Consider the following 26,167-nt stretch of genomic DNA (forward strand, 5'->3'; position numbering starts at 1 on the left):
CTTGGATCGCCTACGCCAAGCCGGCGAATGCGGCCGCGAGGTCGCGCGCCACCAGATCCTGCGCGCTGCGCGCGTGTCGGACAATATCGCCGAGCCCGAAGAAGCCGTGCGTCACGCCCTCGACGTCGAGCTCAGTCACGGCCGAGCCCGCAGCGCGCAGCTTTTCCGCCAGCGCATGGCCTTCCGAGCGGAGGGGGTCGATCTCGGCGGTGACCAGGGTCGCGGGCGGCAGGCGGGACAGGTCGGCGCGCCCGACGAGATCGATCCTCGGGTCGTCGCGCTCGGCCGGTCCCAGCAGGGCATGGCCGAAATACCAGAGCATCATCGCCTTGTTCAGCGGCCTTGCGGTCTCGTTCGCCCGGTAGGACGGCGTCGCGAGATCGGAACCCGCGATCGGATAGACCAGCGCCATGTGGAGCGGCGGCGTCAGCATACGGTCGCGCGCGGCGATCGCCACGTTGAGCGCGAGGTTGCCGCCGGCGCTCTCGCCCATCACCGCGAAGCGTTCGCCGTCGCCGCCGAACGCCTTCGCCGACTGCAGCGCCCAGCGCCACGCGGCCACCGCGTCGTCATGGGCTGCGGGAAACTTGTGCTCCGGCGCCAGCCGGTAATGCGCCGAGAGGACAAGGGAGCCGGTGCGCTCGGCGATCGCGCGCGGGCTCGCGTCGTAATCGTCGAGCCCGCCATAGACCCAGCCTCCGCCGTGGAAATAAACGATCGTCGGCAGGCCCGCGCCCGCGCCCTCCGGGCGGTAGATCCGCGCCGGGAGCTCGCCATCGGCGCCGGGAAACGTGACGTCGTGCGAGGCGACCCTGTCGTCGTGGGGCGCGACGCCCATCTTGGCGAGCAGCGAACGCGCCGCGTCCGCCGCGCTCGGCTGCCGGCGCGCCTCTTCGGGCGTGAGGTCCTCGATCGGCTCGGCGCCGAGCAGCTTCAGTTCCTCGAGCACCCGCGCCATGTCGAGCTCGGCCCGCGCCAGCGGGTCGCCAGAGACCGCGCCCAGCATCCGTGTGACGCGTTGGCCGAGCGTCGGCTGCGGCGCGTTGTCGTCCGGCGTGGACATAGGGGCTCCCGAGGCTCTGCACGTGTCGTCCCGTGATTCTGGACCACGGGGCAGGCTAGGGAAGGGGGTGCGAAGGAGTGCGTGCCTTTCGGGAGGGCTGCTGCGCAGCCTCTTCAGCGTGAGGAGGCTTGCCTATTTGCCCGTCACCAGCCCCTGGCGCTTGACGAACTCGGCGTCGATGCGTTTCGCGAGGGACTCGTAGTCCTCGTCGAAATGGTGGCCGCCGGCGAGCTCGAGACGGGCGGAAGGTGGGATCGCGTCAGTCGCGCAGGCGACGTCGTTGTCGGCGTCCTCGAGCTCTTCCTTGCCATAGATGCAGAGCACGCGGTCCATCGGGAGCGCGGAGGCGGGCTTCAGGACGTCGTGATCGCCCGAGCCGACGCCGAGCCAGCCTGCGACGCTCACCTCGAAATCCGCGGTCTTTGACAGCCCGAGCAGCGCCATCAGCTGCACCTGGTTCTTCACCGATCGCGAGATGTGCTGCCACGCGAAAGGGATAACGTCGGCGCCGAAGGAATAGCCCGCGAGCAGCAGCCGCTTGGTCTTCCATTGCGTCGAGTAGCGGGCGACGATCGACTCGAGGTCGTCGCCCAGCTCGCGCGGGCTCTTCTCGTTCCAGAAGTAGCGCAGCGTGTCGACGCCGATGACGCCATAGCCTTCCTGCTGGAAGTAGCCGGCGATCGACTTGTCGAGATCGCGCCAGCCGCCGTCGCCGGCGTAGATGATCGCGAGGCCCTTGGGGTTCGGACCCTTCGGTTCGTAGAGAACGAGCGGCAGGGAATTCACCGCGTCCTGGTCGCCCCCGCCGATGTCGAAGGCCGCGTCGCGGGCGGCGGCCGCCATGTCGGCGCCGTCCGGCTGCTCGACGATGTCGGCGTTGTCGAGGTCCTTGATGAAGTCCTTCGTCGCCTGCGGAGCCGGCGTCGGCGTCAGGATTCGCCACTCGCCCTGCAGGCCCTCGGGCGGGTCGGCGCCGAGCATGATGTCCGCCCCCTCGCGGCGGGTCGATTTCGGGCCGTCGCAGAGCGGCTTCGGGAAGCTCAGCCTGTCGGTGAAGCCGACCGAGACCGCGCCCGAGAACATGTTGGCGGGCGCCTGGGACAGCATGGCGTAGGCGAGGTCGCCGCCGGCGCCGACGCCGAGCAGCGCGGGCAGGCGATAGGTCTTCATGTTCAGCGTCTTGCCGGCGAGACGGGCGTAGTCCTCGATGTCGCCGGAGAAGAAGATGCAGTCCTCGTTCGGCAGGTTCGAAACCTCGAGGTAGCGCTTCATGTCGATCTCGATGACGAGGGCGCCTTCGCTGGCGAGGGCGACCGCCTCCGCCTCCCGGGCGGGCGTCCAGCCGTCGGCGTCGGAGATCAGCGCCACGATCGCCTTGGGTTCGTCGGCGGGGCCGATGACGGGCACGTCCTTCATCACCTCGTTCTCCACGGTGATGCGGCGCAGGTCCGCAGCCGCCGCGGGCGAGGCTGCGAGCGTCAGCAGCGCGAGGCTGACGAGAAGGGCGCGCGTCATGCCGCGGAATCCTGCGGGGCTTCGAGCGCGACGTCCGGCGGCGCGCTGCCCGCCCGCTTCGGCGCGGCGCTGATCAGGGCAGTGATGTCGAGCAGGATCTGCGGCAGCACCCAGCCGCCGGGACAGGCGAGGTAGCGCGGCTCCCATGTCGGATGGAACTTGGCTTTGTATGTCCGCAATCCTTCGAAATTGTAGAAGTTGTCGCCGTAGCGGAACAGGAAGGCGCCGATCCGGTTCCACGTCGGCCCGAGCGGATGGTCGGCGAGACCGGAGAGCGGCGCCATGCCGAGGTTGAACCAGCGGTAGCCTTCCGCCTTCGCCTTCAGCATCAGGCGCACGAACAGCGCGTCCATGACGCCCTTGGGCGCGTCGGGGGCGTAGCGCATCAGGTCGACGGTCGCCTCCTCATGGTCCGCGCCGTACCACATGTTGGCGAAGCCCACGATGCGGCCGCCATGGCGGACCACCGCGATGTCGAAGTGGCGGAGATAGTCTTCCGACCAGAAGCCGAGCGAAAAGCCCTTCTCGGCGTTCTTCTTGGCGTTCATCCAGCCGTCGGAGACGCGCTTCAGCTCGGGATAGAGCGCGACCGCGTCGGCGGCGGGAACGACGGAGACCTCGACGCCGTCCTTGGTCGCCTTGCGGTCGATGTAGCGCCACTCGTAGCCGGCCTTGCCCTCCAGCGTGAAGCGGCCGAGGTCGACGCGCGCCTCCTCGCCGAGCTTGAGCAGCGAGAGGCCGAGGTCGAGATAGGTCGGCAGCCGGGCGACGCTCGCCTGGTAGAACACCGGCCAGCCGCCATGCTGGTCGGCGAGCTCCCGGAACGCCCAGAGCAGCTCCGAGGTGCGCTCAGTCGGGCCGACCGGATCGCCCATCGCGATCCAGGCGCGGCCCTGCACCTGGTACATGATGAAGGCGTCGCCCGCCTCGCAGAACAGGAAGCGCTTGTCGCCGAGGAAGGCGAGGTTGGAGTCCGCGCGGGGCGAGGTCGCGACGATCGCGGCGATCCGGCCCGTCGGTTCGGGGGCGCCGGCTTTCGGCCGGCCCTGCCGGTGCAGCAGCGCGTGCAGGCCGATCGCGAGCGCCGCCACGCAGGCGGCGAGCGAGGCGCGCAGGAAGCGCGGCGCGTCGCTGCGATAGGCGAAGTCCCACCACAGGTCGTTCGAGTAATCGACGTCCTGATAGGCGAAGAAGCCGAGCCAGATCGAGCCTCCGAGCACGATCGCGACCGCCGCGATCCAGGCCGGCGCGAGGTCCTGGTCCCAGAGCGACGCACGCCGGTAGAAGGCGCGGCGGTTGACGGTGAGAAGAGCGAGCACCACGCCGAGAACGCTGGCCTCCTCGACGTCGAAACCCTTGGTCAGCGAGAAGATAAGGCCGGCGGCGAGCAGCACCTGCGCGACCCTGTAGGCGCTGTCGAGCCGCCGCATCAATCCGCGCGCGACCACCAGGAGCACGACGCCGACCACGCTGCCGAGCAGATGGGAGGCCTCGACGAAGGGCAGAGGCACGACGTGGCGGAGATAATGCAGCCGGTCGGTCTCGGCGGGGAGTGCGCCCGAGACCAGCAGCACGATGCCGCCGAGGAACACCGCGGCCGCCAGCACGATCGGCGCGACCGGCCGCATCACGGCGGCGAGCAGCACGCCCGCGCGGTTCAGGTAGCCGCGCCGGCGCGTGAGCTCGGAGCCGCCGAGCAGAGCGAGCGCCAGGGTGAAGGGGATGAGGTAATAGACCACGCGCCAGAGCAGCAGGCTGGCGAGCACCGCGTCCGGCGACAGGTCCGGCAGCGCGAGCAGCACCGTCGCCTCGATCACGCCGGCGCCGCCGGGCGCATGGCTCAGCATGCCGAGCGTCATCGCGACGACGAACAGCGCGGCGAAGGTCGGGAAGGCGATGGTCGCGTCCGCCGGCAGCAGGGTCCAGAGCGCGAACGCCGCGCCCAGGAGATCGACGAGGCCGATGAGGATCTGGACGGCGGTCGATTTCAGGCCGGGCAAAGCGAGCCGGTAGCCCTCGACGGTGACGGCGCGCTCGCGTCGGCTGATCCAGACGAGGTAGGCGACCAGCGCCGCGATGATGGCGAGGCCGATCGTCATGTTGAGCGCCGGCGACAGGCCGTCGAGCATCGCGACGTCGTCGGCTTCCGTGACGAGGCCGAGCGCGAGCGTGAAGAAGATGCCGAGCCACAGCGTCAGCGCCGAGATCGCGGTGATCGCGGCGACCTCCGCCGCGCCGAGTCCCGCGCCGGCGTAGATCCGGTAGCGCACCGCGCCGGCCACCACCAGCTGGAAGCCGATGGTGTAGGAGAGCGCATAGCCGGTGAAGGAGGCGAGGGCGGCGACCGGATAGCCGACTTCGCGGCGTTTGATGTGGACGATGCCGAACCAGTCGTAGCCGGTGAGCGCGACATAGCTCGCCGCCGTGCCGAGCAGCGCGATCCCGATCGTCCGCCACGGCGTGGCGGAGGCGGCGGCCTTGACGTCGGAGAGGCTGACCTCCTGGACGAGGCGGTGGAGGACGAACAGCACGACCGCGAACATCGCGATCGAGCAGACCGCGCCGACGACGCGCCACGGCACGGTCTCGGCCCAGGCGCGCAGCCGGGGAAAGCGCACGGGCTCGGCTTCGCCGTCCAACCGTTCGGCGGGCGCGCCGCGGGCGTGCGGCTTCTCGGGGTCGGTGGCCGTGTCGGTCTGTCGGGACATGTCAGCCGTGAGGAGATGTCATTCGGCGCCGGGCTGCGCAAGCCGGTCGTCCGCTGGCGCGCGGACACAAGCGAAGGAGTGCGGCGGACATAGGGCGGTTTTTAACCTGATTGTCGTACGGTGATGTGAAGGGCCGCGGACGGCGGCGAAACGACGCCCTATCCGCCCGCCGGAGCCTGCGCGGACGATCACTTTGGAGCAGCGTCATGTCGCTCGCCACCCTACCCGTCGAAAAAGCGCCGCGCCGCGCCGGTGAGGGAGGCCTGCCTCCGCTCGCCGTCGACGTCGACGGCACGCTGATCCGGGGGGACCTTCTGGCGGAATCTGCGCTGCAATATCTGCGCGGCAACCCCTTCCGGGCTTTCACGCTGCTGTACTGGCTCGCCGGCGGCCGGGCCGCGCTAAAGCGCAGGCTCGCCGAACGCGTCGAACTCGACGTCTCCGAACTGCCCGTGAACGAGGAGCTGGTCGCGCTGGTCGAGGCCGAACACGCCCGCGGCCGGACGATACACCTCGCCACCGCGTCCGACGCGCTGGCGGCGGCGAAGCTCGCGAAGCGCTTCGGTTTCGTCGACGGGGTGATCGCGAGCGACGGCGTCACCAACCTCAAGGGGGAGACGAAGGCCCGGGCGCTGGCCGAGCTGTTCCCGGACGGCTTCGCCTACGCCGGGGACGCGGCGGCCGATCTCGCGGTCTGGCGGGCGGCCAAGGAGAGCGTCGTCGTCAACGCCGCCCGCTCCACGCTCAGGGCCGCCGAGGCGATCCGCCCGCCGCTCGCGGTGATACCGCGCAGACCCCTCGGCCTCAGAACGCTCGCCAGGGCCGCCCGCGTCCACCAATGGGCGAAGAACGCGCTGGTCGCGGTGCCGCTGATCCTCGGCGGCCGGGCCTTCGAGCCCTCGGCGTGGGCGACCGTCGCCATCGGCTTCGCGCTGCTTGGCCTGCTCGCCTCCTCGACCTACGCGCTCAACGATCTCTGGGACCTCGACGACGACCGCAGGCACTGGTCGAAGCGCGACCGGGCCTTCGCCAGCGGCCGCCTGCCGATCGCGGCCGGCCTGGTGGCGGCGCCGCTCGGAATCCTGATCGCGCTCGTCGGCGCGGCCATGCTCGGGCTCGCGGCGTTCGCGAGCTTCGTCGCCTATCTCGTCGTGACGCTCGCCTATTCCTTCCGGCTCAAGCGGGTCGCGGTGCTCGACGTCTTCACGCTCGCGTCGCTGTTCACGCTGAGGCTGGTCATCGGCATCGCGCTGGCGGCGGTGCCGGGTTCGCCGTGGCTGCTGGTGTTCTCGATGTTCGTGTTCTCCTCGCTGTCCTTCGCCAAGCGCCACACCGAGATGGTGCGCGTCGCGCGCTCCGGCGCCGACAAGGCGCACGGGCGCGGCTATGTGGCGGCGGACGCTCCGTTCCTGATCGGCATGGGGGTTGCGACCGGCATGTCGGCGGTGCTCGTCATGGTGCTCTACCTGATCGACGAGGCGTTCCGCGCGGGCTTCTACTCCACGCCCGCCGCGCTTTGGGCGTTCCCCTGCGTGCTGTTCCTCTGGCTCGGACGGGTGTGGGTGCTGTCCGGCCGGAACGAGCTGCACGACGACCCCGTCGCCTTCGCGGTCCGCGACAAGCCGAGCCTGCTGCTCGGCGCGGTGATGGCGCTCGCCTTCATGGTCGCCGTGGCGCCGCGCGCGCTCGTCTTCTGGTGAGGCCGATGCAGGATCTGGCGTTCGCCCTCGTGCCCTCCGCGCTGCGCTCCCGGATGACGCCGGAGGAGATGCGCCGCATCGGACGCTTCCTGCTCGCCGGCGGCTTCGCGGCGCTGGTCAACTGGGGCGCGCGGTTTCCGCTCAACGCGGTGATGCCGTTCGGCGCCGCCGTGATCGCCGCCTATGTCGTCGGCATGGTGGTCGGCTTCTTCCTCTACCGCTTCTTCGTGTTCGAGGCGCATGAGGGCGCGGCCGGCTCGCAGCTCTGGAAGTTCATCCTCGTCAATGCGGTCGGCGCGGCCGAGGTCTGGGCGCTCGCGGTGTTCTTCGCGCACTGGCTGGCGCCGGCGGTCGGCTGGACGCTCTGGGTCGAGCCCATCGCCCACGCCGCAGCCATCGGCATCGGCGCCGCGACCAGCTATGTCGGCCACCGCCTCCTGACGTTCCGCGGGATCTGAGCCGACCACAAAACGCGCTGTCTCGGTCCGGCTTGACCGGACCATCCGTGTCGTGCGCCGCGCTCGGCTTCGAGGCGCGTCCTTCCGGCCAAGCCGGGCGGCGACGCAACATGACATCGTCCGGCCCTGATCGTATGGCGTAGCACCCGCCGCCGGAGCCTGGCTCCGGCGAAGCGTAATGCGGTGCGATCGGAAGCGGCGTTGACCTACCGGCCAGAACTCGACGGGTTGCGCGCGGTCGCGGTCCTTGCGGTGCTGCTGTTTCATGCGACCGGCGCGCTGCCCGGCGGGTTCGCCGGCGTCGACGTGTTCTTCGTGATCTCGGGCTACGTGATCACCTGCGTGATCGCGGGCGACCTCGACGCCGGGCGGTTCAGCGTCGCGGGGTTCTACGAGCGGCGGGTGCGGCGGATTGCGCCGGCGCTGGTCGCGACCATCCTCGCGACGGCGCTCGCCTCCGCGTTCATCCTGATGCCAATCGACCTGAAGTCGATGGGACGGAGCGCGGCGGCGGCCGCGCTGATGGTCTCCAACATCCTGTTCTGGAACGAGAGCGGCTATTTCGACGCCGCCGCCCAGACCAAGCCGTTGCTGCACACGTGGTCGCTGGGAATCGAGGAGCAGTTCTACCTGCTCTACCCTCTGCTCGTCTCCGGGCTCTGGCGGCGCGCGCGATCGGCGCTGACCGCCGCGCTGCTCGCGATGTTCGTCGCGTCGCTCGCCGCCGCGGCCTGGATGACCGCCGACGAGCCGTCCACTGCGTTCTATCTCGCGCCGTTCCGGTTCTGGGAGCTCGCGCTCGGCGGCCTGATCGCGCTTCGCCCCATGAAGGCGCTAGAGCGGGCGCCGTTCGCGTGGATCGGGCTTGCGATGATCGCGGCCTCCTTCGCCGTGTTCGACGCCACGACGCCGTTCCCCGGTCTGCCGGCGCTGCTGCCGACGGTCGGGGCGGCCCTCGTCATCAACGGCGCGCGGGGCGCTTCGCTCGCGGCGAGGACGCTGGGGTCGCGGCCGTTCACCTTCGTCGGCAAGATTTCCTATTCGCTCTATCTCGTGCACTGGCCGCTGATCGTGCTGCTGGAATACCGGCAGGGCGCCCGGCTCGACGCCTGGCAGGGCGCCGCGGTCGTCGCGGGTTCGATCGCGCTGGCCTGGATCTCGTGGCGTGTCGTGGAGCAGCCGTTCCGGCGTCCGGCTGGCCGAGGCTCTCGGCTCGCGGTGTTCGGCGGGGCGGGCGCCGCGGCGGCGCTGTGCTGCGCGGCGGGCGCGGTCTTCGTCGTGACGAACGGGCTTCCGGAGCGCCTGCCGCCCGATGTGCGCCAGATTTATTCGATGATCGGCGACGACTGGCCGGAAAACGCGCAGTGCTTCGTCGACACCAAGGGCACGCACGGACCGCAGCCGGACGACATCCGCGCGGGACGGCTGTGCTCGATGGGTCCGAAGCCGACCGGCCGCCCGGACTTCCTCGTCTGGGGCGACTCCCATGCGCCGGCGATCGCGCCCGGCATCTTCGCGGCCGCCGACAGGGTCGGCGCGCGAGGACTGATCGTCGGGGCGGGCGCCTGTCCGCCGCTCGTCGACTTCCGGACGCTGACCGCCCGCGACGCCACGAACAGGCGCTGCGCCGAAATCAATGCGGCTGCGCTCGATCTGATGAAGTCTAAGGAGATCCCGCTGGTCTTCATGGTGGCCCGCTGGCCGCGGAGCGCGGCCGGCAACGGTTATGGCGACGAGGGACTGTTCTTCGATCCCGCCGACATCGCGGCGCCGATCCCGGGCGAGGACCTCAAATTCAAGGCGGCGCTCGAGGCGACGCTCGCCAGGCTTCAGGAGATCGGCGTCCGGCCGGTCATCGTGATGGACGTGCCGGAGGCCGGCTACAACGTGCCCTACGAACTCGCGCGGGCGAAGATGGCGGGCCGGTCGATCGACGTCGACCCGACGCGCGCGGTCTATCGCGAGCGCGTCGAGCGGGCCCGCGAGATCATCACGGCGGCGGCCGAGGCCGACAACGCCGAGATCGTCGACCCGACGCGATGGTTCTGCGACGACGACGATTGCGACGTCCAGAGAAACGGCCTGCCGCTCTACCGCGACACCGACCACATCACCCGGCAGACCGCCCTTGCGCTGAGCCCGTTCTTCGATGACGCCTTCGGTCGCGCAATGGCTGAAGCGGGGGAGTCGGCTCGACGGATCGCGCAGTGAAGGCGGCTTACGCGCTCGCCTTGGTCAGCGACGCGATCGCGAAGGCCGCGACGTTGAGCCCGATCGCATAGGTCGTCAGCAGCTTGAACACATTCAGCCGCTCGGCGACCTTTTCCGGCGCGCCGGTGAAAGCGCCGGCCATCAGCAGCACATACAGCACCGGCAGCCAGTCGAGCGCGTAACGCTGCACGTTCTGCTGCGAGAACCCGTTCGAGTGGTAGAACATCGTGATCCCCGCTATCGCCAGAATGACCGGCAGGCCGACCAGCAGGCGCATGTCGGCCCGGGCGTAGAAGGCATAGAGCACGAAGGGGCTCGCCGCGAGGATCGATGTCCCCATCGGGTCCATCCGCACGATCTCCGTCATGTACTTGCCGGCGAACTCCATGTGGAAGCCCTGCAGGAACATGTAGGCGAGGTTCGAGACGAAATAGTCGCGGTTGAACAGGCCGCCGTCGATGATCCGCCAGGTGATGAAGTTGCGGTCGTTCTCCGCGGGATAGGCCGCGATATGGGCGTAGCCCGTCTCGAACGGCGCGCCGAAACGGGCGTAATTGTAGGCGCAGTAGGCCGCGATCGCGATCAGGATCGGCGCCGCGAGCTTGACCGCGTCCGCGACGGTCTCGCGGTCGAAGGCGATCAGCTTGGCGCCTTTGGGGCGCGCCAGCACGAAGATGAAGGGCGCGAGGAACAGCGCCATCTGCCGGGAGAGAAAGGCGAGGCCGATGAGAACGCCCGCGAGAAGCACCCGGCGGTCGAGCGCGCTAAGGATCGCGAGGCTGACGAGGCAGAGCCCGACCGCCTGCGCGAAGAACCACACGCCGTCGCCGCGCAGCGTCACGAAGATCGCTGGCGCGCCGAACATGAAGGCGAGCGTCGCCCAGGCGCGCGCCTCGCGGTCGAGGCCGAGGCGGCCGGCGATGCTCCACCAGGACCAGCCGGTGACGATCGCGAGCAGGCCCGAGATGATGATGAAGCCGGAGGCGTTCGGCCCGAACAGCGCGACCAGCGGCGCCGCGATCAGCGCCGGGACCGGCGGGAAGATGACGTAGATGCGCTCCATGAAGCGCGCGCAGTCGCTGTCGAAGCAGGTCGGGCTGTCGAAGCGGCCGTGCAGCAGCGCGTCGGCGAGCAGCGCGTAGCTGTTGCCACCGCCATGCTCGGTGAGCGCGCGGTAGACGAGCGCCAGAATTAGCATCCCTGCCAGGCCGAAAGCCGCGATCGCGACCGCCGTCCAGCGGTCGAACGACAGGCCGGGCGCACGGCCCCTGACGGCTTCCATCACGGTCATCCCCCAAAGCTCCGTTGGCGGGGCTCGAAGTCCCACGATGGCGCCAAAGGCTTGGCGAATGGCTAACGACGGCGTGCGGCTTCGACGCCGTCGCCTGCAAGTTGTATTATGGCGCCGACGGCCTCGGCGCCGGGAGAAGCTCCATTCGATGCGGTCCCTGATCGTCGCAGGTTTTCTCGGATGGGCGATCGCCTCGGCGCCGGCCGCGGCGGCGCCCGCTCCGGCGCCGAGGCCCGCGGAGGCCGCAGGGTCGCCCGCGGCTCCCGACGCCCCCAGGCCTGAGGCGCCGGCCGCTGGGTCAGAGCCCTCGCCGGAGGAGACCAGGCTGCGCGGCATGGTCCGGGCCGCCGCCTTCGCCGACGGGCTGCCGCCGGAGATCGCGGAGGCGGTGGCCGAGGTCGAGAGCGGCTTCAACCCGAACGCCGTCGGCGGCGTCGGAGAGATCGGCCTGATGCAGGTGATGCCCTCGACCGCGAGGATGCTGGGCTTCGCCGACCCGCTGCCGAAGCTGTTCGATCCGGAGACCAACATCCGCTACGGCGTCCGCTACCTCGGCCAGGCGTGGCGGATCACCGGCGAGGACATCTGCGCGACCGTCATGAAGTACCGGGCCGGCCACGGCGAGACGCGCTACTCTCAGCGTTCGGTCGCCTACTGCGTGCGGGTGCGGGCGCTGCTCGTCGCCCGCGGTTTCCCGGTGACGGGCGTCGTGCCGGTCGCGACCTTCGGCGACCCGGCCGGCCCCGCCTTCGGCCTGCGCGGCGGACGGCGGCTGGCGAACGGCCGGGTGCGGATGCGGTTCAGCTGGGGCGCGGTCGACAGCCGCCGCCGCGCGCTCGACCGGGCCGGCCAGGCCAGCCTGTCGATCACGGAGTGACGGACTGCCGCCCATTACCCCTAAAAAGCATGCGTCGCTCGCAACTGGGGCTGGACGCAGCCCGCGCGGCGCGGCATGTGAGGGCCGGGGATCAAGGAGACGTCAGGCTGCACGCCGTCCGCAAACGACGGCGCTGCTTGCGTGGAGCAAAAATGATCGGTCCGCTGTCGGCCGCAAAGTCCGCGCGCAATGAAATCCTGCTTCTGATCCTGGGCTTCGCCGTGCTGGTCGTGGTCGGAGCCTCTTCGGTCTGGATCGCGGGCCGGAACGCCGTGTTCAACGCGCAGCTCGCCCAGACGTCCGAGCTGAAGTCGCATATTCTGCTGACGCTCAGCGTCGCGCAGAACGCCGAGACCGGCCAGCGCGGGTTTCTGCTCACGAACGACGAGGGCTACCTCACGCCCTATGAGACGGCGCTCGCCGCCTGGGAGCCCCGGATCAGACGGCTCGCCGAGCTCGTCGGTCCGACCGGGCCGCAGCACGACCGCGCCTCGGCGCTGGCGGCGGCGCTCAAGATCAAGATGGACGAACTCGCCGAGACGGTCGCCCTTCAGCGCGCCGGCAAGTTCAGCGAGGCGCATGCGGTCGTCGAAACCGACAGGGGCCGCGACGCGATGCTCGAGGTGCGCCGCATCGTGACGGAGATGCGGGCTTACGAAGACGACCAGTTCGCGAAGCGCTCTGGGGACGCCGCCTGGGGCGCGAAGCTTCAGCTCGCCGTGGTGATCATCGGACTGCTGGTCGCCGCGGCCCTCGCCTACGGCGCGCAGGTGATCGTCCGTCGCCAGACCAGAACGCTCAAGGCGGCGCAGGACGAACTGTCCCGCGCGAACGCCGGCCTGGAGGCGGCGGTCGCCGAACGCACCTCCGAGCTCACCACCGCGAACGACGAGATCCAGCGCTTCGCCTACATCGTGAGCCACGATCTGCGCGCGCCGCTCGTCAACGTCATGGGCTTCACCAGCGAGCTCGACGCCGCGCGCCGGGTGCTGAAGGACCAGATCGACGCCCTGATCGAAGCCTCGCCCGGCAGCGTGGGCGAGGAGGCGCGGCTTGCGGTCGACGAGGATCTGCCGGAGGCGATCGGCTTCATCCGGGCCTCGACGACCAAGATGGACCGGCTGATCAACGCCATCCTCAAGCTGTCGCGCGAGGGCCGGAGAGTGGTGACGCCGGAGAGCGTGTCGATCAGGGACGTCGCGGAGCAGATCGCCGCCACCCTCCACCAGCAGACCCAGTCGGCGGACGCCGAGATCGTCGTGGAGCCCGGCACGCCGCCGCTCGTCACCGACCGGTTCTCGATCGAGCAGATCTTCCAGAACCTGATAGAGAACGCGGTGAAGTATCTCGATCGCTCGCGGCCCGGACGGATCGTCGTCCGCGGCCGTCGCGTCGGGGCTCAGGTCGAATATATGATCGAGGACAACGGTCGCGGCATCGACGCGAAGGACCACGAGCGGGTGTTCGAGCTGTTCCGACGGGCGGGCGCGCAGGACCAGCCGGGCGAAGGGCTCGGTCTCGCCTTCGTGCGCGCAAGCGTCCGCCGTCTCGGCGGCGTCATCACCCTGACCTCGAACCCCGGCCAGGGCTCCACCTTCCATCTCACCTTCCCGGCCGTGTTCCGGGTCCAATCCGAAAGCCGAGCGGCATGAGCGCCAGCAACCAGCGGTCCGTCGTCATCGTCATGATCGAGGACGACGAGGGCCACGCCCGCCTGATCGAGAAGAACGTCCGCCGTGCGGGCGTGAACAACGAGATCCGCCATTTCGCGGACGGCACCTCCGCGCTCTCCTACCTCAAGTCGCCCGAGGTGCGCGAGAACGGGCCGATGCTGATCCTGCTCGACCTCAATTTGCCGGACATGACCGGGATCGACATCCTGACGATCCTGAAGGGCGACGACCGCCTCAGGCGCGCGCCCGTCATCGTGCTGACGACGACCGACGACAAGGTCGAGATCCAGCGTTGCTACGACCTCGGCTGCAACGTCTACATCACCAAGCCGGTGGACTACGACACCTTCGCCACCGCGATCCGCCAGCTCGGCCTGTTCCTTTCGGTGATGCAGGTTCCCGACGCATGATCGACGAGCCCGCCCAAGGCTCGCGGAAGGTCCTCTACATCGAGGACGACGACGGCCTGCGCCGTCTGGTTTCGCGCGACCTGACGCGGGCGGGCTACGAGGTCGCGGCGGTCGCGACATGCGGCGAAGGGCTCGAGCTGCTGATGACCGGCGTCTTCGACGTCGTCGCGCTCGATCATTTCCTCGCGGGGGAGACCGGGCTCGACCTGCTTCCCGCGATCCAATCGCTGCCGGCGCCGCCGCCCGTGGTCTACGTCACCGGCACCGACGACGGCCGCGTCGCGATCGCGGCGCTGAAGGCGGGCGCGTCGGACTACGTCATCAAGGACGTCGCGGGCGAGTTCCTGCCGCTGCTCCGCGCCGCCCTCGCGCAGTCCGTCGAGCAGAGCGAGATGCGTCGCCTGAAGGAGGCCGCCGAGCGCGCGGTCGTCGAGGCCCGCGACCGCGCCGAGACGTTGCTGCGCGAGGTCAACCACCGCGTCGGCAACAGCCTGCAGCTGGTCTCGGCCTTCGTGCATCTGCAGTCCGCGGGTCTCGCCGACGGCCCGGCGCGCGACATGCTGCGCGAGACCGAGGCGCGGATTCTGGCGATCGCCCAGATCCACCGGCGGCTCTACACCTCGCACGACGTCCGCTCGGTCGACATGGACGAGTACCTCACCGGCCTCGCCGAGGAGCTCGAAGGGTCGCTGCGCACCACCGACCGGCCGCACCATATCCTGCTCGCCGTCGAGCCGATGAAGATGGCGACCGACCGCGCCGTCTCGCTCGGCGTGATCGTGACGGAGCTCGTCACCAACGCGTTCAAATATGCCTATCCGGCCGGGGTCGAAGGCGAAGTGCGCGTCAAGCTCGTCCGCGCCGGCGCCACTTTCGCGCTCACCGTCGAGGATGACGGCGTCGGCATGACCGAAGACGCCGAGCCGCGCGGCACCGGCCTCGGCCAGAAGATCGTGCGCACCATGGCCTCCACCATACAGTCGCGCATGGAACGCGACGCAGGCCACAGCGGGACGAGGATCGTCCTGGCGTTCCCGGCTTGAGGGACCGTCGAACGTAAAGTTCACCGTCGTCCTCCGGCTCGCGCTCGGATCGGCTGCTGCCGATCTGAGCCGTCCGGAAAGGGAAACTCGGGAACACCCGAGTTTCCGGAGGACCAACCGCGGACGTCGAGCGCTACGATCGAAGGCGGGTGGTCCGGTCAAGCCGGACCACGACGGCGGTGTTTAAACCCCTGACCCCTTACGCCAGCGCCGGCTCCAGCGCCCGCATGCTCGCCAGCATGCGGCGGATCTCCGGCAGGCAGGAGCCGCAGTTCGTGCCGGCTCTTGTCGCGGCGCCCACAGCCGTGGCGTCCGCGCAGCCCGAGCGGACCGCGCCTTCGATGACGCCCTTCGGCACGCCGTGGCAGGCGCAGACCAGCGGGCCGCTTGCGGCCCCGTCGCTCGGCCGCCCCGCCAGCAGCAGGCTGCGGATCTGGCCCTCCGACAGCGGCTGGCCGAGCCTGGTCCTCAGATGGGTCCAGGCGTTCTCCTGGCGCCCGGCGCCGACGAACAGGCAGGCCTCCAGCACGCCGTCACGGAAGATCGCCGCGCGATAGCTCTTGCGGGCGGGATCGACGAAATCGACGATCTCGTCGTCGCGCTCAAGCCCCGGCAGCAGCGTCTCGAGCGCCGGCGCGTCGTCGCAGGCGAACAGCAGGCCGGCGCCTTTGGGGGCCGCGGCCTTCGCCCACCACATCTGCGCCGGCGGCTCGCCGAGCGCCCCGCGCGCGAGCGCGAAACCCTGGCGGGCGAAGGCGACGGGGGCGACGGCGGCAGGCGTCGCCTTGGCGTCGGGCTGGCCGGACTGCGGATCGACGAAAGCATGGACCAGCGCCCCGACGCGGCCGTCCGACGAGGTCTCCGTTGTCCAGTGGATCGGCGCGAACAGCGCGCCCTGGCGCGCGCCGGGCTCGACGCGGACCCGAAGCACCGCCTCGCCGTGGGATGACGAGACTTTGGCGAAGCCGCCGTCGACAAGGCCCTCGCGGGCGGCGTCGGCGGGATGGATCTCGATGAACGGCTCGATGATGTGGCTGGCGAGCCGGGGGCTGCGGCCCGTGCGCGTCATGGTGTGCCACTGGTCGCGGATGCGGCCGGTGTTGAGGCGGTAGGGGAAGGTTCTCGTCGGCGTGGCCGCGGGGGTGATCGGCTCGACCGCGACGAAGCGGGCGCGGCGGTCGGGGGTGAAGAAGCCGCCCTTCGCGAAAAAGCGCGTCTCCTTGCGGGCCGCTCCCGTCTTCGCCGGCCACTGGATCGGCTCCAGCTTGTCATAGTCGCGGGTGTCGAGGTCGGCGAGCGCGCCGATGTCGAAGTCGCGCCCGCCGTTGTTCTCGAACGCCGAGAGCGCCGCGTGCTCGCGGAACACCTCCCCGGGCGTCCGCCAGTCGAAGGCCTCGGCGAAGCCGAGGCGGCTCGCGACCTGAGTCACGATCCACCAGTCCGGCCTCGCCTGTCCGGGCAGAGCGAGGAACGCCCGCTGGCGCGAGATGCGGCGCTCGGAGTTGGTGACCGTGCCGTCCTTTTCGCCCCACGCGGCGGCCGGCAGGCGGATCTTCGCGCCGGCGCCCAGCGTGTCGTTCGACGCCACGTTCTCCGACACCACGAAGTGCTCGAGATTGCGCATCGCCGCCCGCGCGGCGTCGGCGCGCGGCAGCGAGACGGCGGGGTTGGTGCCCATCACCCAGAGCGCCCTGATCTCGCCGCGCTCGACCGCGTCGAACATGTCGACCGCCTTCAGCCCCTCGGCCCGGGCCATGCGGGGCGCGTCCCAGAAGCGGCGGACCTTCTCGATCGACTCGACGTCGAAGCCCATATGGGCCGCGAGCTGGTTCGAGAGGCCGCCGACCTCGCGTCCGCCCATCGCGTTGGGCTGGCCGGTCAGCGAGAACGGCCCCATGCCCTCGCGGCCGATGCGGCCCGTCGCGAGGTGGACGTTGACGATGGCGTTGACCTTGTCGGAGCCCTGCGCGGACTGGTTGACGCCCTGGCTGTAGAGCGTCACGACCCGCTCGGTGGCTGCGAACAGATCGAAGAACGTCTCGACGTCGGTTGGGTTGAGCCCGCAGGCGGCGGCCGTCGCGGCGACGTCCGGCGCGATCTCGCGGGCTCGGTCCAGCGCCGCAGTGAAATTGCTGGTGTGGCTGTCGATGAAGCCGTCGTTCAGCGCCCCTCGCTCGGCGAGCGCGACCAGCAGGCCGCAGAACAGCGCGCTGTCGAAGCCGGCCTCGATCGGCAAATGGAGGTCGGCCTCCTCCGCGGTCGCCGTGCGGCGCGGGTCGATCACGACGATCTTCGCGCCGCGCGCGACCTTCGCCGCCAGCATGCGCTGGTAGAGCACCGGATGGCACCAGGCGGCGTTGGAGCCGACCAGCACCAGAAGGTCGGCGGTCTCGAGGTCGCGATAGGTTCCGGGCACGGTGTCGGAGCCGAAGGCGCGCTTGTGGCCCGCGACCGAGGACGACATGCAGAGGCGGCTGTTGGTGTCGACGTTGGCCGAGCCGAGGAAGCCCTTGAACAGCTTGTTCGCGGCGTAATAGTCCTCGGTCAGCAGTTGCCCCGACAGATAGACCGCGATCGCGCCCGGTCCGTGCTCGTCGAGCACGCGACGGAAGCCCTCCGCCGTAGCGTCGAGCGCGTCCGTCCAGCTCGCGCGGGCGCCGTCGATCGCGGGATGCAGCAGCCGGCCCTCGAGCGACAGCGTCTCGCCGAGCGCCGAGCCCTTCGAACACAGCCGCCCGAAATTCGACGGATGGTCCGGATCCCCCGCAATCGTCGCGCCGCCCATCCGGTCGGGCTGCGCGAGCACGCCGCACCCGACCCCGCAATAGGGACAGGTCGTGCGCGTCGGCGGCGCCGGCTGCTCGGGGGCGTGGATGTTCATCGGCGGGCCGGAGAGGAAGGACCACGCTCCATCGATGCAGCGCGGCCTTCGCAGACGAAGCGCGGGCCTTCACCTCTCCCCGGCGGGGAGAGGTCGGCGCGGCGTAAGCCGCGGCGGGTGAGGGGGCCTCGTGTTTTCCGGAGGGGTCCGGACCCCCTCACCCGGCGCTGCGCGCCGACCTCTCCCCGCCGGGGAGAGGTGAAGACGGATGCCCCTGTCGCGTCCCCCATCAATACACGTCCGCCTGGTAGCGGCGGGCCCTGCGGAGGTCTGCGACGAAGGCCTTGGCGGCGTCGGGGGTCTTCGCCCCATGCTCGGCGACGATCTCGACCAGCGCTCTCTCGACGTCGGCCGCCATGCGCTTGGCGTCGCCGCAGACGTAGAAATGCGCGCCCTTCTCCAGCCAGCTCCAGAGTTCGGCGCCGGCCTCGCGCATCCTGTCCTGCACGTAGACCTTGCGGTCGCCGTCGCGCGACCAGGCGAGGGAGAGCCTCGTCAGCGCGCCGCAGGACTGCAGCTCCTCGATCTCGTCGCGATAGAAGAAGTCCGTCGCCTCGCGCTGGTGTCCGAAGAACAGCCAGGCGCCGCCGGGAGCCTGGCGCGCTTTCCGTTCGCGCAGGAAGGAGCGGAACGGCGCGATCCCGGTGCCCGGGCCGACCATGACGATCGGGACGCCGCCGTCCTTCGGCAGGGCGAAGCCGTGGGCCTTCTGGACGTAGACCTTGAGCTTCGAGCCCGGCTCGACGCGGTCCGACAGATAGGTCGAGGCGAGGCCGAGCCGGGTGCGGTCGCCCACGCGGTAGCGCACGCAGTCGACGGTGAGGCTCACCTTGCCGGGGTCGGCGGAGAGCGCCGAGGAGATCGAATAGAGCCTGGGCTGCAGCGGCTCGACCGCGCCGAGAAACTCCGCCACGGGCGGCGTGGCGGCCGGGAACTTATCGAGCGCGGCCAGCACGTCGAGCGTAGCCAGGTCGCCGTCGGGGTCCTCGCCCTCCGCAAGGCGCGCGAGCTTGGCCTTCTCGTCGGCGTCTTCGGCGTAGACCGACAGCAGCTCGAACAGCGCGTCGGGGGCTGCGCCGAGCGCGACCTTCTCCGACAGCCAGACACCGAGCGTGTGGGTGTGGCCGTCATGGCTGACGGAGGCTTCCATCGCGACGCCGAGCCGCGCGGCGACAGCCTCGCAGAGCTCCTGCGCGTTGGTCGCGAACAGGCCGAAGGAGTCGCCGGGCTCGTAAGTCAGCCCGCATTGCGACAGGTCGATCTCGATGTGATTGGTTTCTTTTTGGGAGCCCTCGTTCAGTCTGCGCTTCGATAGGAACGTCGCCTCGACCGGAGTCTCCCGCGAGCGGCCGGGCTCGTTCGCCGCCGGCGCGGCCGCAGGCTTCTCCGCGGGCGCCGCGCCGCCGTCGAGCTCGACGGCGAGCGTCTTCAGCATGCGCTGGGTTTCCTTGCCGCCGGGCACGCAGAGGTTGAGCTTCTTCTCCTCGCCCTTGGCGATGGCGGCGGAATAGCTCTCGCAGAGATAGCCGCACTGGCCGCAGTCCTGCTGCGCCATCGCCGCGAACAGCCGGCGCGGCAGCGGCTTGCCTGCGGCGAGCTGCATGCGCTCGTCGATCGGCATCGAGGCGTCGTGCCATGGCGCGCCGTCGTCCTCCTCGGGCGGAGCGGCCTCGCCCGGCAGGGGCGAGCCCAGCAGCGCGGCGGCGGCGTCGCGCGACAGCGACTGCACGCCGCCGTCCATCGACAGCAGGCCGGCGAAGAACCCGTTCAGCCAGGCGCGCTGCTCGGGGCTGAACGGCGCGTTCTCAGGCACGAGCGGCGGCAGGACGGCGGACTGCTCGGTCATGAGGTCACGCGCCCTCCAGCGCGAAGATCGTCTTCAGCGCGTCGATCTCGTGGCGGCGGGTGAAGGCGGCGAAGGTCTCATCGGGGCCGGAGCGGCGCGCGAGGTAGCCGCGCAGCATCTTCTCCACCACGGCGGGGCAATCCTCGCCCCTCACGTTCTGCACGAGCTCGCGGCCGATGGCGGCGTCGGTTCCGAAGCCGCCGCCGACATGGAGGTGGAAGCCGTCGACGCTGTCGTCCTCGCCGACCGGCACGCGCGCGCCGATCAGGCCGATGTCGCCGATGTAGTGCTGCGCGCAGGAGTTGTGGCAGCCGGTGGCGTGGATGTTGATCGGCGTGTCGACGGTCAGGCCGACGCCGTCGATGTGGGTCGCGATCATGTCCGCGAAGCCCTTGGTGTCGGCGGCGGAGAACTTGCAGCCGCGGTTGCCGGTGCAGGCCACGAGACCGGCGCGGACGTTCGACGCCGTGGTCGCAAGCCCGATCGCCGCGATTCTGGCCTCGACCTCGGCGACGTCCTCGTCGCGGACGCCCGAGATCAGCAGGTTCTGCCAGACGGTGAGGCGGATATCGCCGTCGCCGAACTCCTGAGAGATGTCGGCGAGCGCGCGCATCTGCGCGCAGTCCATGCGGCCGAGATTGAGCCCGACGCCGATCCAGTTGAGTCCGGACTGCTTCTGGGGATGCACGCCGATATGGGCGAGCCGGTCGCTCTCCGGCCGCGGCGCGACCGCCTCGGCGGGCGCGCGGACCAGCTTCGCGTCGAGCTGCTTCTCGACCTCGCCGAGGAAGGTCCCGAAGCCCCAGGCGTCGAGCACGTATTTCAGTCGCGCCTTGTTGCGGTCGGTGCGGTCGCCGCTCGCGATGAACACGCGCACGATCGCGTCCGCGACCTTGATCGCCTGGGCGAGCGGAACGATCACGCCGGTGTCGCGCGCGAAGTCGCGGTGGCCGGTAACGCCGCCGAGCGCGAGCCGCCACCAGACGCCGGCCTCGATCCCGAAGCCGTCTTTCACCTCGACGGCCTGGAAGCCGATGTCGTTGGTGTCTTCGAGCGCAGCGATCCGGCCGGCGCCGTCGAACGCCACGTTGAACTTGCGCGGCAGTCCGTAGAGCGAGCGGTCGTTCAGGATGTGGTGGTGCCACTCCCTGGCGTAAGGCCGCGTGTCGACGAGCTCCTGCGGGTCGACGCCCGCCGTCGGCGTTCCGGTGATGTTGCGGATGTTGTCGGCGCCGGAGCCCTTCGACGTCAGGCCGATGTCGACCAGCCCCTCGATGAAAGGAATGCCGTTCTGCGCGTTGATCTCGCGCACCTGGAGGTTCGCCCGTGTGGTGACGTGGGAATAGCCGCCGCCATAGGCCTCCGCGAGATCGGCGACGCCGCGGAATTGCCAGGCCTTCAGGACGCCATTGTGGATCCTGAGCCGACACATATACGAGTCCTGCGTCGGGCCGACATAGAACAGCCCGTGGAAGCGGATGCGGAAATCGTCGAGCTGCTTGGCGTATTTGTTCTCCGCCGCCATCGTTTTGAAGCGCGCGTAGGCGTCGAACGGGTGCTCGTCGCGCTTGGCCTTCTCCTGCGGGGACAGTTTCTTCCCGGCCTTCTCGAACCGCGCCATCGCCTCGATGTGGATCGCGTCCGGGCCGGCCGGGACGGGCTCGGCCTGCGGCGCGTTTGCGGCGGGCTGGTTCTGGAAGGGCGCGAGGCCGCCGAAGCCGGGCGCGCCGCGCGCGCCTCGGATCGCCTGCACGCCGGAGACGAAGCCTTCGAGATATCGCTTCTGGTCGGGGGAGAAGTCTTCGCTCATCGGGTCGTCGCCTTTGCCGGCGCCTTATCTTTCTTCACCTCTCCCCGCCGGGGAGAGGTGAAGGCCTGCGCCTCTTGGTCGAAAACAGGACCATTCCCCGCCTCCGTCACGCCGCGGCCGCGAAGCCGCGGCCGAAGGCGAGGTCGTCGCGTAATGGCCCGAGGGGAGCGCGGCTCGCGATGAGGTCGAGGTACCAGAGCGCGTCGGAGGCCTCCCCGACGAGGATCGCGCCTTTGAGCCGGTCGTCGCGGACGATCAGCTTGCGGTAGTGGCCGTGGCCGGGATCGGCGAGGGTGACGATCTCGTCGCCGTCCTCGGCCTCGATGACGCCAGCGGAGAACACCGGAACCCCGGAGACCTTGAGGTTGGTGGAGAGCAGGCTGCCGGCGTAGGACGCCGCCTCGTCGCCGGCGAGCTGGGCGGCCAGCGTCTTCGCCTGCTCATAGGCCGGCGCGACGAGCCCGTAGACCGCGCCGCGATGCTCGGCGCATTCGCCGAGCGCGAAGATTGCGGGGTCGGAGGTTCGCATCGCGTCCTCGACGAGGATGGCGCGGTTGCAATCAAGGCCGGCGGCCTTGGCCAGCGTCACGTTCGGCTGGACGCCGACCGCCATGACGATCATGTCGGCGGGAAGGACGGCGCCGGATGCGAGCTCGAGGCCGGTGACGTGCGTGTCGCCGGCGATGCGCGCGCTGGACGCGCCCATGACGAAACCGATGCCCTTCGTTTCGAGCGAGCGCCTGAGGGTCGCGGCGCCCCGGTCGTCGAGCTGGCGGTTCATCAGTCGGTCGGCCGCATGCACGACGGTCGCCTTGCAGCCGAGCCTTGCGAGGCCATAGGCGGCTTCGAGCCCCAGTAGCCCGCCGCCGATCACCACGGCGCGCTTGCCCGGCCCGGAAAGCTCCTTCAGCCGCATGGCGTCGAGACGGTCGCGGAACACCAGCGCCTGCGCGAGATGCGCACCCGGCAGCGGCAGTCGGATCGCCTCGGAGCCGGTGGCGAACGCCAGCTTGTCATAGGCGAGCACACGCCCGTCCTTCAGCGTCACGCGTCTGGCGGCGCGGTCGATCGCCTGAGCGGCGACGCCCGTGAACAGCCGGTAGCCGTTCGCGCCGTACCAGGCGCGGTCCCTCAGGCGGATGTCCTCGTCGGCGGCCTCGCCTGCGAGCAGCGACGACAGCAGCACGCGGTTGTAGGCCGGCTCCGGTTCGGCTCCGACGACGGTGACGTTGTAGCGCCCGGGGCAGGCCGCCTTGAGCTCCTCGAGCAGCCGAAGGCCCGCCATGCCGGCCCCGATCACCACCAGCCGTTCGCGCTCCATGGCCGGCGCGTGCATCTCAGGCCGCCTCGACGAAGCGGTGGCGCTCATAGAGGAACTTGAGCACCGCCGCGCGCGCCGCGATGTAGCCGCGGTCGGAAACGAGCTCCAGCCGCTTGCGGGGGCGGGCGAGGGCGACTTCGAGGACCTCGCCGATCCGCGCCGAGGGACCGTTCGTCATCATCACGATGCGATCCGACAGCAGCACCGCCTCGTCGACGTCGTGGGTGATCATCATCACGGTGTTGTTGAGCTCCGCCTGGATCTGCATGACCTGGTCCTGCAGATGGGTGCGGGTCAGCGCGTCGAGCGCGCCGAAGGGTTCGTCGAGCAGCAGCACCTTTGGCTGCATGGCGAGCGCGCGGGCGATGCCGATGCGCTGCTTCATACCGCCCGAGATCTCCGACGGCCGCCGGTCCTTGGCGTGGGCCATGTTGACCAGCTCGATCTGGCGCATGGTCCATTCGTGACGCTCGGCGCGAGACTTGGTCTTGGCGAAGACCTTGTCGACGGCGAGCGCGACGTTCTCGTAGGCCGTGAGCCACGGCAGCAGCGAATGGTTCTGGAACACGACCGCCCGGTCGGGACCAGGCTCGTCGACCACCTTGCCCTCGAGGAACACCACCCCCTTGGTCGCCTGCGTCAGGCCGGCGACGATGTTGAGCAGCGTCGACTTTCCGCAGCCGGAATGGCCGATGATCGAGACGAATTCGCCTTCGCGGACCTCGAGCGAGATGTCCTTGAGGACTTCGTTGGTCATCGCCCCGCGGGTGAAGCTCTTCTCGACTTGCTCGATCTTCAGGAACGACTTCGCCATGACGCTCATCCTCACGTGGTTGCGGCGCCGCGGGTGACCGCGACGGCGATGAGGGCGACGATGCGGTCCAGCACGAAACCGACGGCGCCGACGTAGACGAGCGCGAGGATGATGTCGCTGATGCGCGACGAGTTCCACGCGTCCCAGATGAAGAAGCCGATGCCGACGCCGCCGATCAGCATCTCGGCCGCGACGATCGCGAGCCAGCTGAGGCCGATGCCGATGCGCAGGCCCGTGAAGATGTAAGGCGCGGCCGCCGGCAACATGATCTTGTGGAAATACTCCCAGCCGTTGAGCCGGAGCACCTGCGCGACGTTCTTGTAGTCCTGCGGAATGTTGCGGATGCCGACCGCGGTGTTGATGATGATCGGCCAGATCGCGGTGATGAAGATCACGAAGATCGCCGACGGCTCGCCGTCGCGGAACGCCGCGAGCGACAGCGGCAGCCAGGCGAGCGGCGGGATGGTGCGCAGCACCTGGAAGACAGGGTCGAGCCCGCGCATCGCCCAGCGGGACTGGCCGACCAGCGCGCCGAGCGCGATGCCGCCGATCGCCGCCAGCGCGTAGCCGAGCGCGACGCGCTTGAGGCTGGCGAAGATCTGCCAGAACAGGCCCTTGTCGTTGCCGCCATTGTCATAGAGCGGATTGACGATCAGCTCCCAGGTGTCGCTGACCACCCGCGACGGCGACGGCAGCGCCGAGGTCGGCGAGCGGCACAGCAGCTCCCACAGCAGCAGAAGGGCTGCGATGGTCAGCACGGGCGGGATGACCGCCGACGCGAGGTCGATGAGCCGGGTCTTCGTCCGCGGGCCGAACATCGGCCGTCTCGCGGGCTGCGGCAGGGCCACCACGGCGGACGGAGCTGCCGTCTTGAGCGGCGTGACGTTGGACGCCGCCGCGGCTGACTGGGTCATGATCGATCTCCGAAGGGGCCGCGTCGTCACGCCATGCGCTTGATGTCGAGGCTCGCCAGGTAATCGGCGGGCTTCTCCGGGTCGAACACCTTGCCGTCGAAGAATTTCTCGACGCCGCGGGAGGCGGAGGCCGGGACGCCCGACACGCCGAGGTCCTTGGCGGCGTCGCGCCACAGGTCTTCGCGGTTCACCTTGTCGATGAGCGCTTTGGCGTCGAGATCCGCCGGCAGGTAGCCCCAGCGCTGATCCTCGGTGATGAACCAGAGGTCGTGGCTCTTGTAAGGATAGCCGGCGTTGTCGTCCCAGTAACGCATCCTGAACGGGCTGTTCTCGACGAGCGGCTTGCCGGCGCCGTAGTCAAAATTGCCCTTCATGCGCTCGTCGATGTCGGACACGGGAGCGCCGATCCAGTTGCGCTTGGCGCAGATGGTCGCGAGCTCTTGCTTGTTCTCCGGCTTCTCGCACCACTGCTGGGCCTCCATCACGGCCATCAGCAGGGCTTTCGCCGACTTCGGGTTTGTCTCCACATAGTCGGCGCGCATCGCGAACGCCTTCTCCGGATGCTTGTCCCAGAGCTCGCCCGTGGTGAGCGCGGTGTAGCCGATCTTCTGGTTCTTGAGCTGCTCGTTCCACGGCTCGCAGACGCAGAAGGTGTCCATCGTGCCGACCTTCATGTTCGCCACCATCTGGGCGGGGGGCACGACGATGGTCTGGATGTCCTTGTTGGGGTCGACGCCGCCGGCCGCCAGCCAGTAGCGGATCCACAGATCGTGGGTGCCGCCGGGGAAGGTCATCGCGGCCTTCACCTCCTTACCGCCGGCCTTCTTGGCCTCGAGCGCCGCCTTGAACGGCTTGCTGTCGACGCCGAGCTTGAGGTCGGCGTACTCCTGGCCGACGGAGATGCACTGTCCGGCCACGTTGAGCCGGCCGAGGATCATCATCGGCGTCGGCTGCTTGTTCTGGGTCACCGCGCCAGTCGTGATCAGATACGGCATGGGGCTCAGGATGTGCGCGCCGTCGATGCCGCCGCCGGCCGAGCCGAGCACGAGATTGTCCCGCGTCGTGCCCCAGGACGACTGCTTGGCGATCTCGACCTCGGTCATCCCGTATTTGTCGAAGAAGCCCTTCTCCTTGGCGACGAAGAGGGGCCCCGCGTCCGTCAGCGCGATGAAGCCGAGCTTCGCCTTGGTCGTCTCCGGACCCGCGCCCTGCGCGAACGCGCCGGCGGGGGCGAAGGTCTTGGCCGCGATCATCGTCGCGGCGGCGCTCGTTCCCGCGCGCAGCACCTGGCGGCGGGTCGACGCTCCACTCAGCAAAGTCCTGAAGTCGGTCATTGTTAGTCGGCTCCGGAACGCCGTTGGCGGTGGCTGCGAAGGTCGCCCTTCCGGGCGGTTGAAACGAAAAAAGCCGCTGACGAGACGCGCGGAAATCGCGTCTGTTCAGCGGCGGTGCTGGCGGGCCCTTCAATGGGCGTGCGGGTCAAGACATCAGCGCTGACGCGACCCTGCGACGACCTACATACAAGCCTCGTGCCAGTTGCGCCGCCGAAGGTCGGCCGCTCAATTCAGTTTCGATTTAGAGAATTGTGGAAGAGCACGTGGAGGTTGGGAAGCGCCGCGGGCGCCCGAATGA

Annotated in this window: 18 protein-coding genes; 7 read left to right on the forward strand and 11 right to left on the reverse strand. The window is 69.7% G+C overall.

Going from position 1 to position 26,167, the window contains the following annotated elements:
• Positions 1 to 10: 10 nt before the first annotated feature.
• From PKE75_RS03695 to mprF, 3 genes are all read right to left on the reverse strand, one after another.
• On the reverse strand, positions 11 to 1,063 hold the full coding sequence (locus PKE75_RS03695) for an alpha/beta hydrolase (protein ID WP_271167350.1): 1,053 nt from the start codon (positions 1,061 to 1,063) through the stop codon (positions 11 to 13).
• 132 nt (positions 1,064 to 1,195) lie between these two features.
• Positions 1,196 to 2,578, reverse strand: a complete 1,383-nt coding sequence (locus PKE75_RS03700; RefSeq protein ID WP_271167351.1) for an AcvB/VirJ family lysyl-phosphatidylglycerol hydrolase — start codon at positions 2,576 to 2,578, stop codon at positions 1,196 to 1,198.
• Positions 2,575 to 5,286 (reverse strand): bifunctional lysylphosphatidylglycerol flippase/synthetase MprF, encoded by a 2,712-nt coding sequence (mprF, locus tag PKE75_RS03705; RefSeq protein ID WP_271167352.1) that lies wholly within the window; start codon positions 5,284 to 5,286, stop codon positions 2,575 to 2,577. The genes PKE75_RS03700 and mprF overlap by 4 nt, the downstream gene beginning before the upstream one ends.
• Before the next feature lie 206 nt (positions 5,287 to 5,492).
• Here mprF and PKE75_RS03710 point away from each other — a divergent pair, with 206 nt between their 5' ends.
• From PKE75_RS03710 to PKE75_RS03720, 3 genes are all read left to right on the forward strand, one after another.
• Entirely contained in the window at positions 5,493 to 6,986 is a 1,494-nt protein-coding gene (locus PKE75_RS03710) for a UbiA family prenyltransferase (RefSeq protein WP_271167353.1), read from the forward strand.
• Between the two features lie 5 nt (positions 6,987 to 6,991).
• Positions 6,992 to 7,444, forward strand: a complete 453-nt coding sequence (locus PKE75_RS03715) for a GtrA family protein (protein ID WP_271167354.1) — start codon at positions 6,992 to 6,994, stop codon at positions 7,442 to 7,444.
• A 201-nt stretch (positions 7,445 to 7,645) separates the two neighbouring features.
• Positions 7,646 to 9,655, forward strand: a complete 2,010-nt coding sequence (locus tag PKE75_RS03720) for an acyltransferase family protein (RefSeq protein ID WP_271167355.1) — start codon at positions 7,646 to 7,648, stop codon at positions 9,653 to 9,655.
• Between the two features lie 7 nt (positions 9,656 to 9,662).
• Here PKE75_RS03720 and PKE75_RS03725 read toward each other — a convergent pair whose 3' ends face one another.
• Positions 9,663 to 10,946 (reverse strand): glycosyltransferase family 39 protein, encoded by a 1,284-nt coding sequence (locus PKE75_RS03725; RefSeq protein ID WP_271167356.1) that lies wholly within the window; start codon positions 10,944 to 10,946, stop codon positions 9,663 to 9,665.
• A 148-nt stretch (positions 10,947 to 11,094) separates the two neighbouring features.
• Between PKE75_RS03725 and PKE75_RS03730 the strand changes: the two genes are divergently transcribed.
• The 4 genes from PKE75_RS03730 (at position 11,095) to PKE75_RS03745 (ending at position 14,949) form a co-directional block, all read left to right on the forward strand.
• Entirely contained in the window at positions 11,095 to 11,823 is a 729-nt protein-coding gene (locus PKE75_RS03730) for a lytic transglycosylase domain-containing protein (RefSeq protein ID WP_271167357.1), read from the forward strand.
• A gap of 152 nt (positions 11,824 to 11,975) precedes the next feature.
• Positions 11,976 to 13,475 carry a sensor histidine kinase gene (locus tag PKE75_RS03735; RefSeq protein ID WP_271167358.1) on the forward strand — a complete coding sequence of 500 codons (1,500 nt, stop codon included), beginning with the start codon at positions 11,976 to 11,978 and terminating at the stop codon, positions 13,473 to 13,475.
• Positions 13,472 to 13,906, forward strand: a complete 435-nt coding sequence (locus tag PKE75_RS03740; protein WP_271167359.1) for a response regulator — start codon at positions 13,472 to 13,474, stop codon at positions 13,904 to 13,906. Before PKE75_RS03735 ends, PKE75_RS03740 begins: the two co-directional genes overlap by 4 nt.
• Positions 13,903 to 14,949: a sensor histidine kinase gene (locus PKE75_RS03745; protein WP_271167360.1), complete on the forward strand. Its 1,047-nt coding sequence runs from the start codon at positions 13,903 to 13,905 to the stop codon at positions 14,947 to 14,949. Before PKE75_RS03740 ends, PKE75_RS03745 begins: the two co-directional genes overlap by 4 nt.
• 199 nt (positions 14,950 to 15,148) lie before the next feature.
• Here the strand turns inward: PKE75_RS03745 and PKE75_RS03750 are convergent, their stop codons facing one another.
• From PKE75_RS03750 to PKE75_RS03780, 7 genes are all read right to left on the reverse strand, one after another.
• Entirely contained in the window at positions 15,149 to 17,830 is a 2,682-nt protein-coding gene (locus PKE75_RS03750) for a nitrate reductase (protein ID WP_271167361.1), read from the reverse strand.
• Between the two features lie 229 nt (positions 17,831 to 18,059).
• Positions 18,060 to 19,676, reverse strand: a complete 1,617-nt coding sequence (locus PKE75_RS03755) for a sulfite reductase subunit alpha (protein ID WP_271167362.1) — start codon at positions 19,674 to 19,676, stop codon at positions 18,060 to 18,062.
• A 4-nt stretch (positions 19,677 to 19,680) separates the two neighbouring features.
• The gene (locus PKE75_RS03760) at positions 19,681 to 21,486 is read right to left on the reverse strand and encodes a NirA family protein (RefSeq protein WP_271167363.1); all 1,806 of its coding nucleotides are present in this window, start codon (positions 21,484 to 21,486) and stop codon (positions 19,681 to 19,683) included.
• A gap of 106 nt (positions 21,487 to 21,592) precedes the next feature.
• Entirely contained in the window at positions 21,593 to 22,822 is a 1,230-nt protein-coding gene (locus PKE75_RS03765; RefSeq protein WP_271167364.1) for an NAD(P)/FAD-dependent oxidoreductase, read from the reverse strand.
• Between the two features lies 1 nt (position 22,823).
• Positions 22,824 to 23,621, reverse strand: a complete 798-nt coding sequence (locus PKE75_RS03770) for an ABC transporter ATP-binding protein (RefSeq protein ID WP_271167365.1) — start codon at positions 23,619 to 23,621, stop codon at positions 22,824 to 22,826.
• Between the two features lie 11 nt (positions 23,622 to 23,632).
• Positions 23,633 to 24,439 (reverse strand): nitrate ABC transporter permease, encoded by an 807-nt coding sequence (gene ntrB / locus PKE75_RS03775; RefSeq protein WP_271167647.1) that lies wholly within the window; start codon positions 24,437 to 24,439, stop codon positions 23,633 to 23,635.
• 122 nt (positions 24,440 to 24,561) lie between these two features.
• Positions 24,562 to 25,869 (reverse strand): CmpA/NrtA family ABC transporter substrate-binding protein, encoded by a 1,308-nt coding sequence (locus PKE75_RS03780; protein ID WP_271167366.1) that lies wholly within the window; start codon positions 25,867 to 25,869, stop codon positions 24,562 to 24,564.
• Between the last annotated feature and the right edge of the window lie 298 nt (positions 25,870 to 26,167).

This window comes from Hansschlegelia plantiphila (assembly GCF_027922265.1).
GTDB lineage: Bacteria > Pseudomonadota > Alphaproteobacteria > Rhizobiales > Methylopilaceae > Methylopila > Methylopila plantiphila.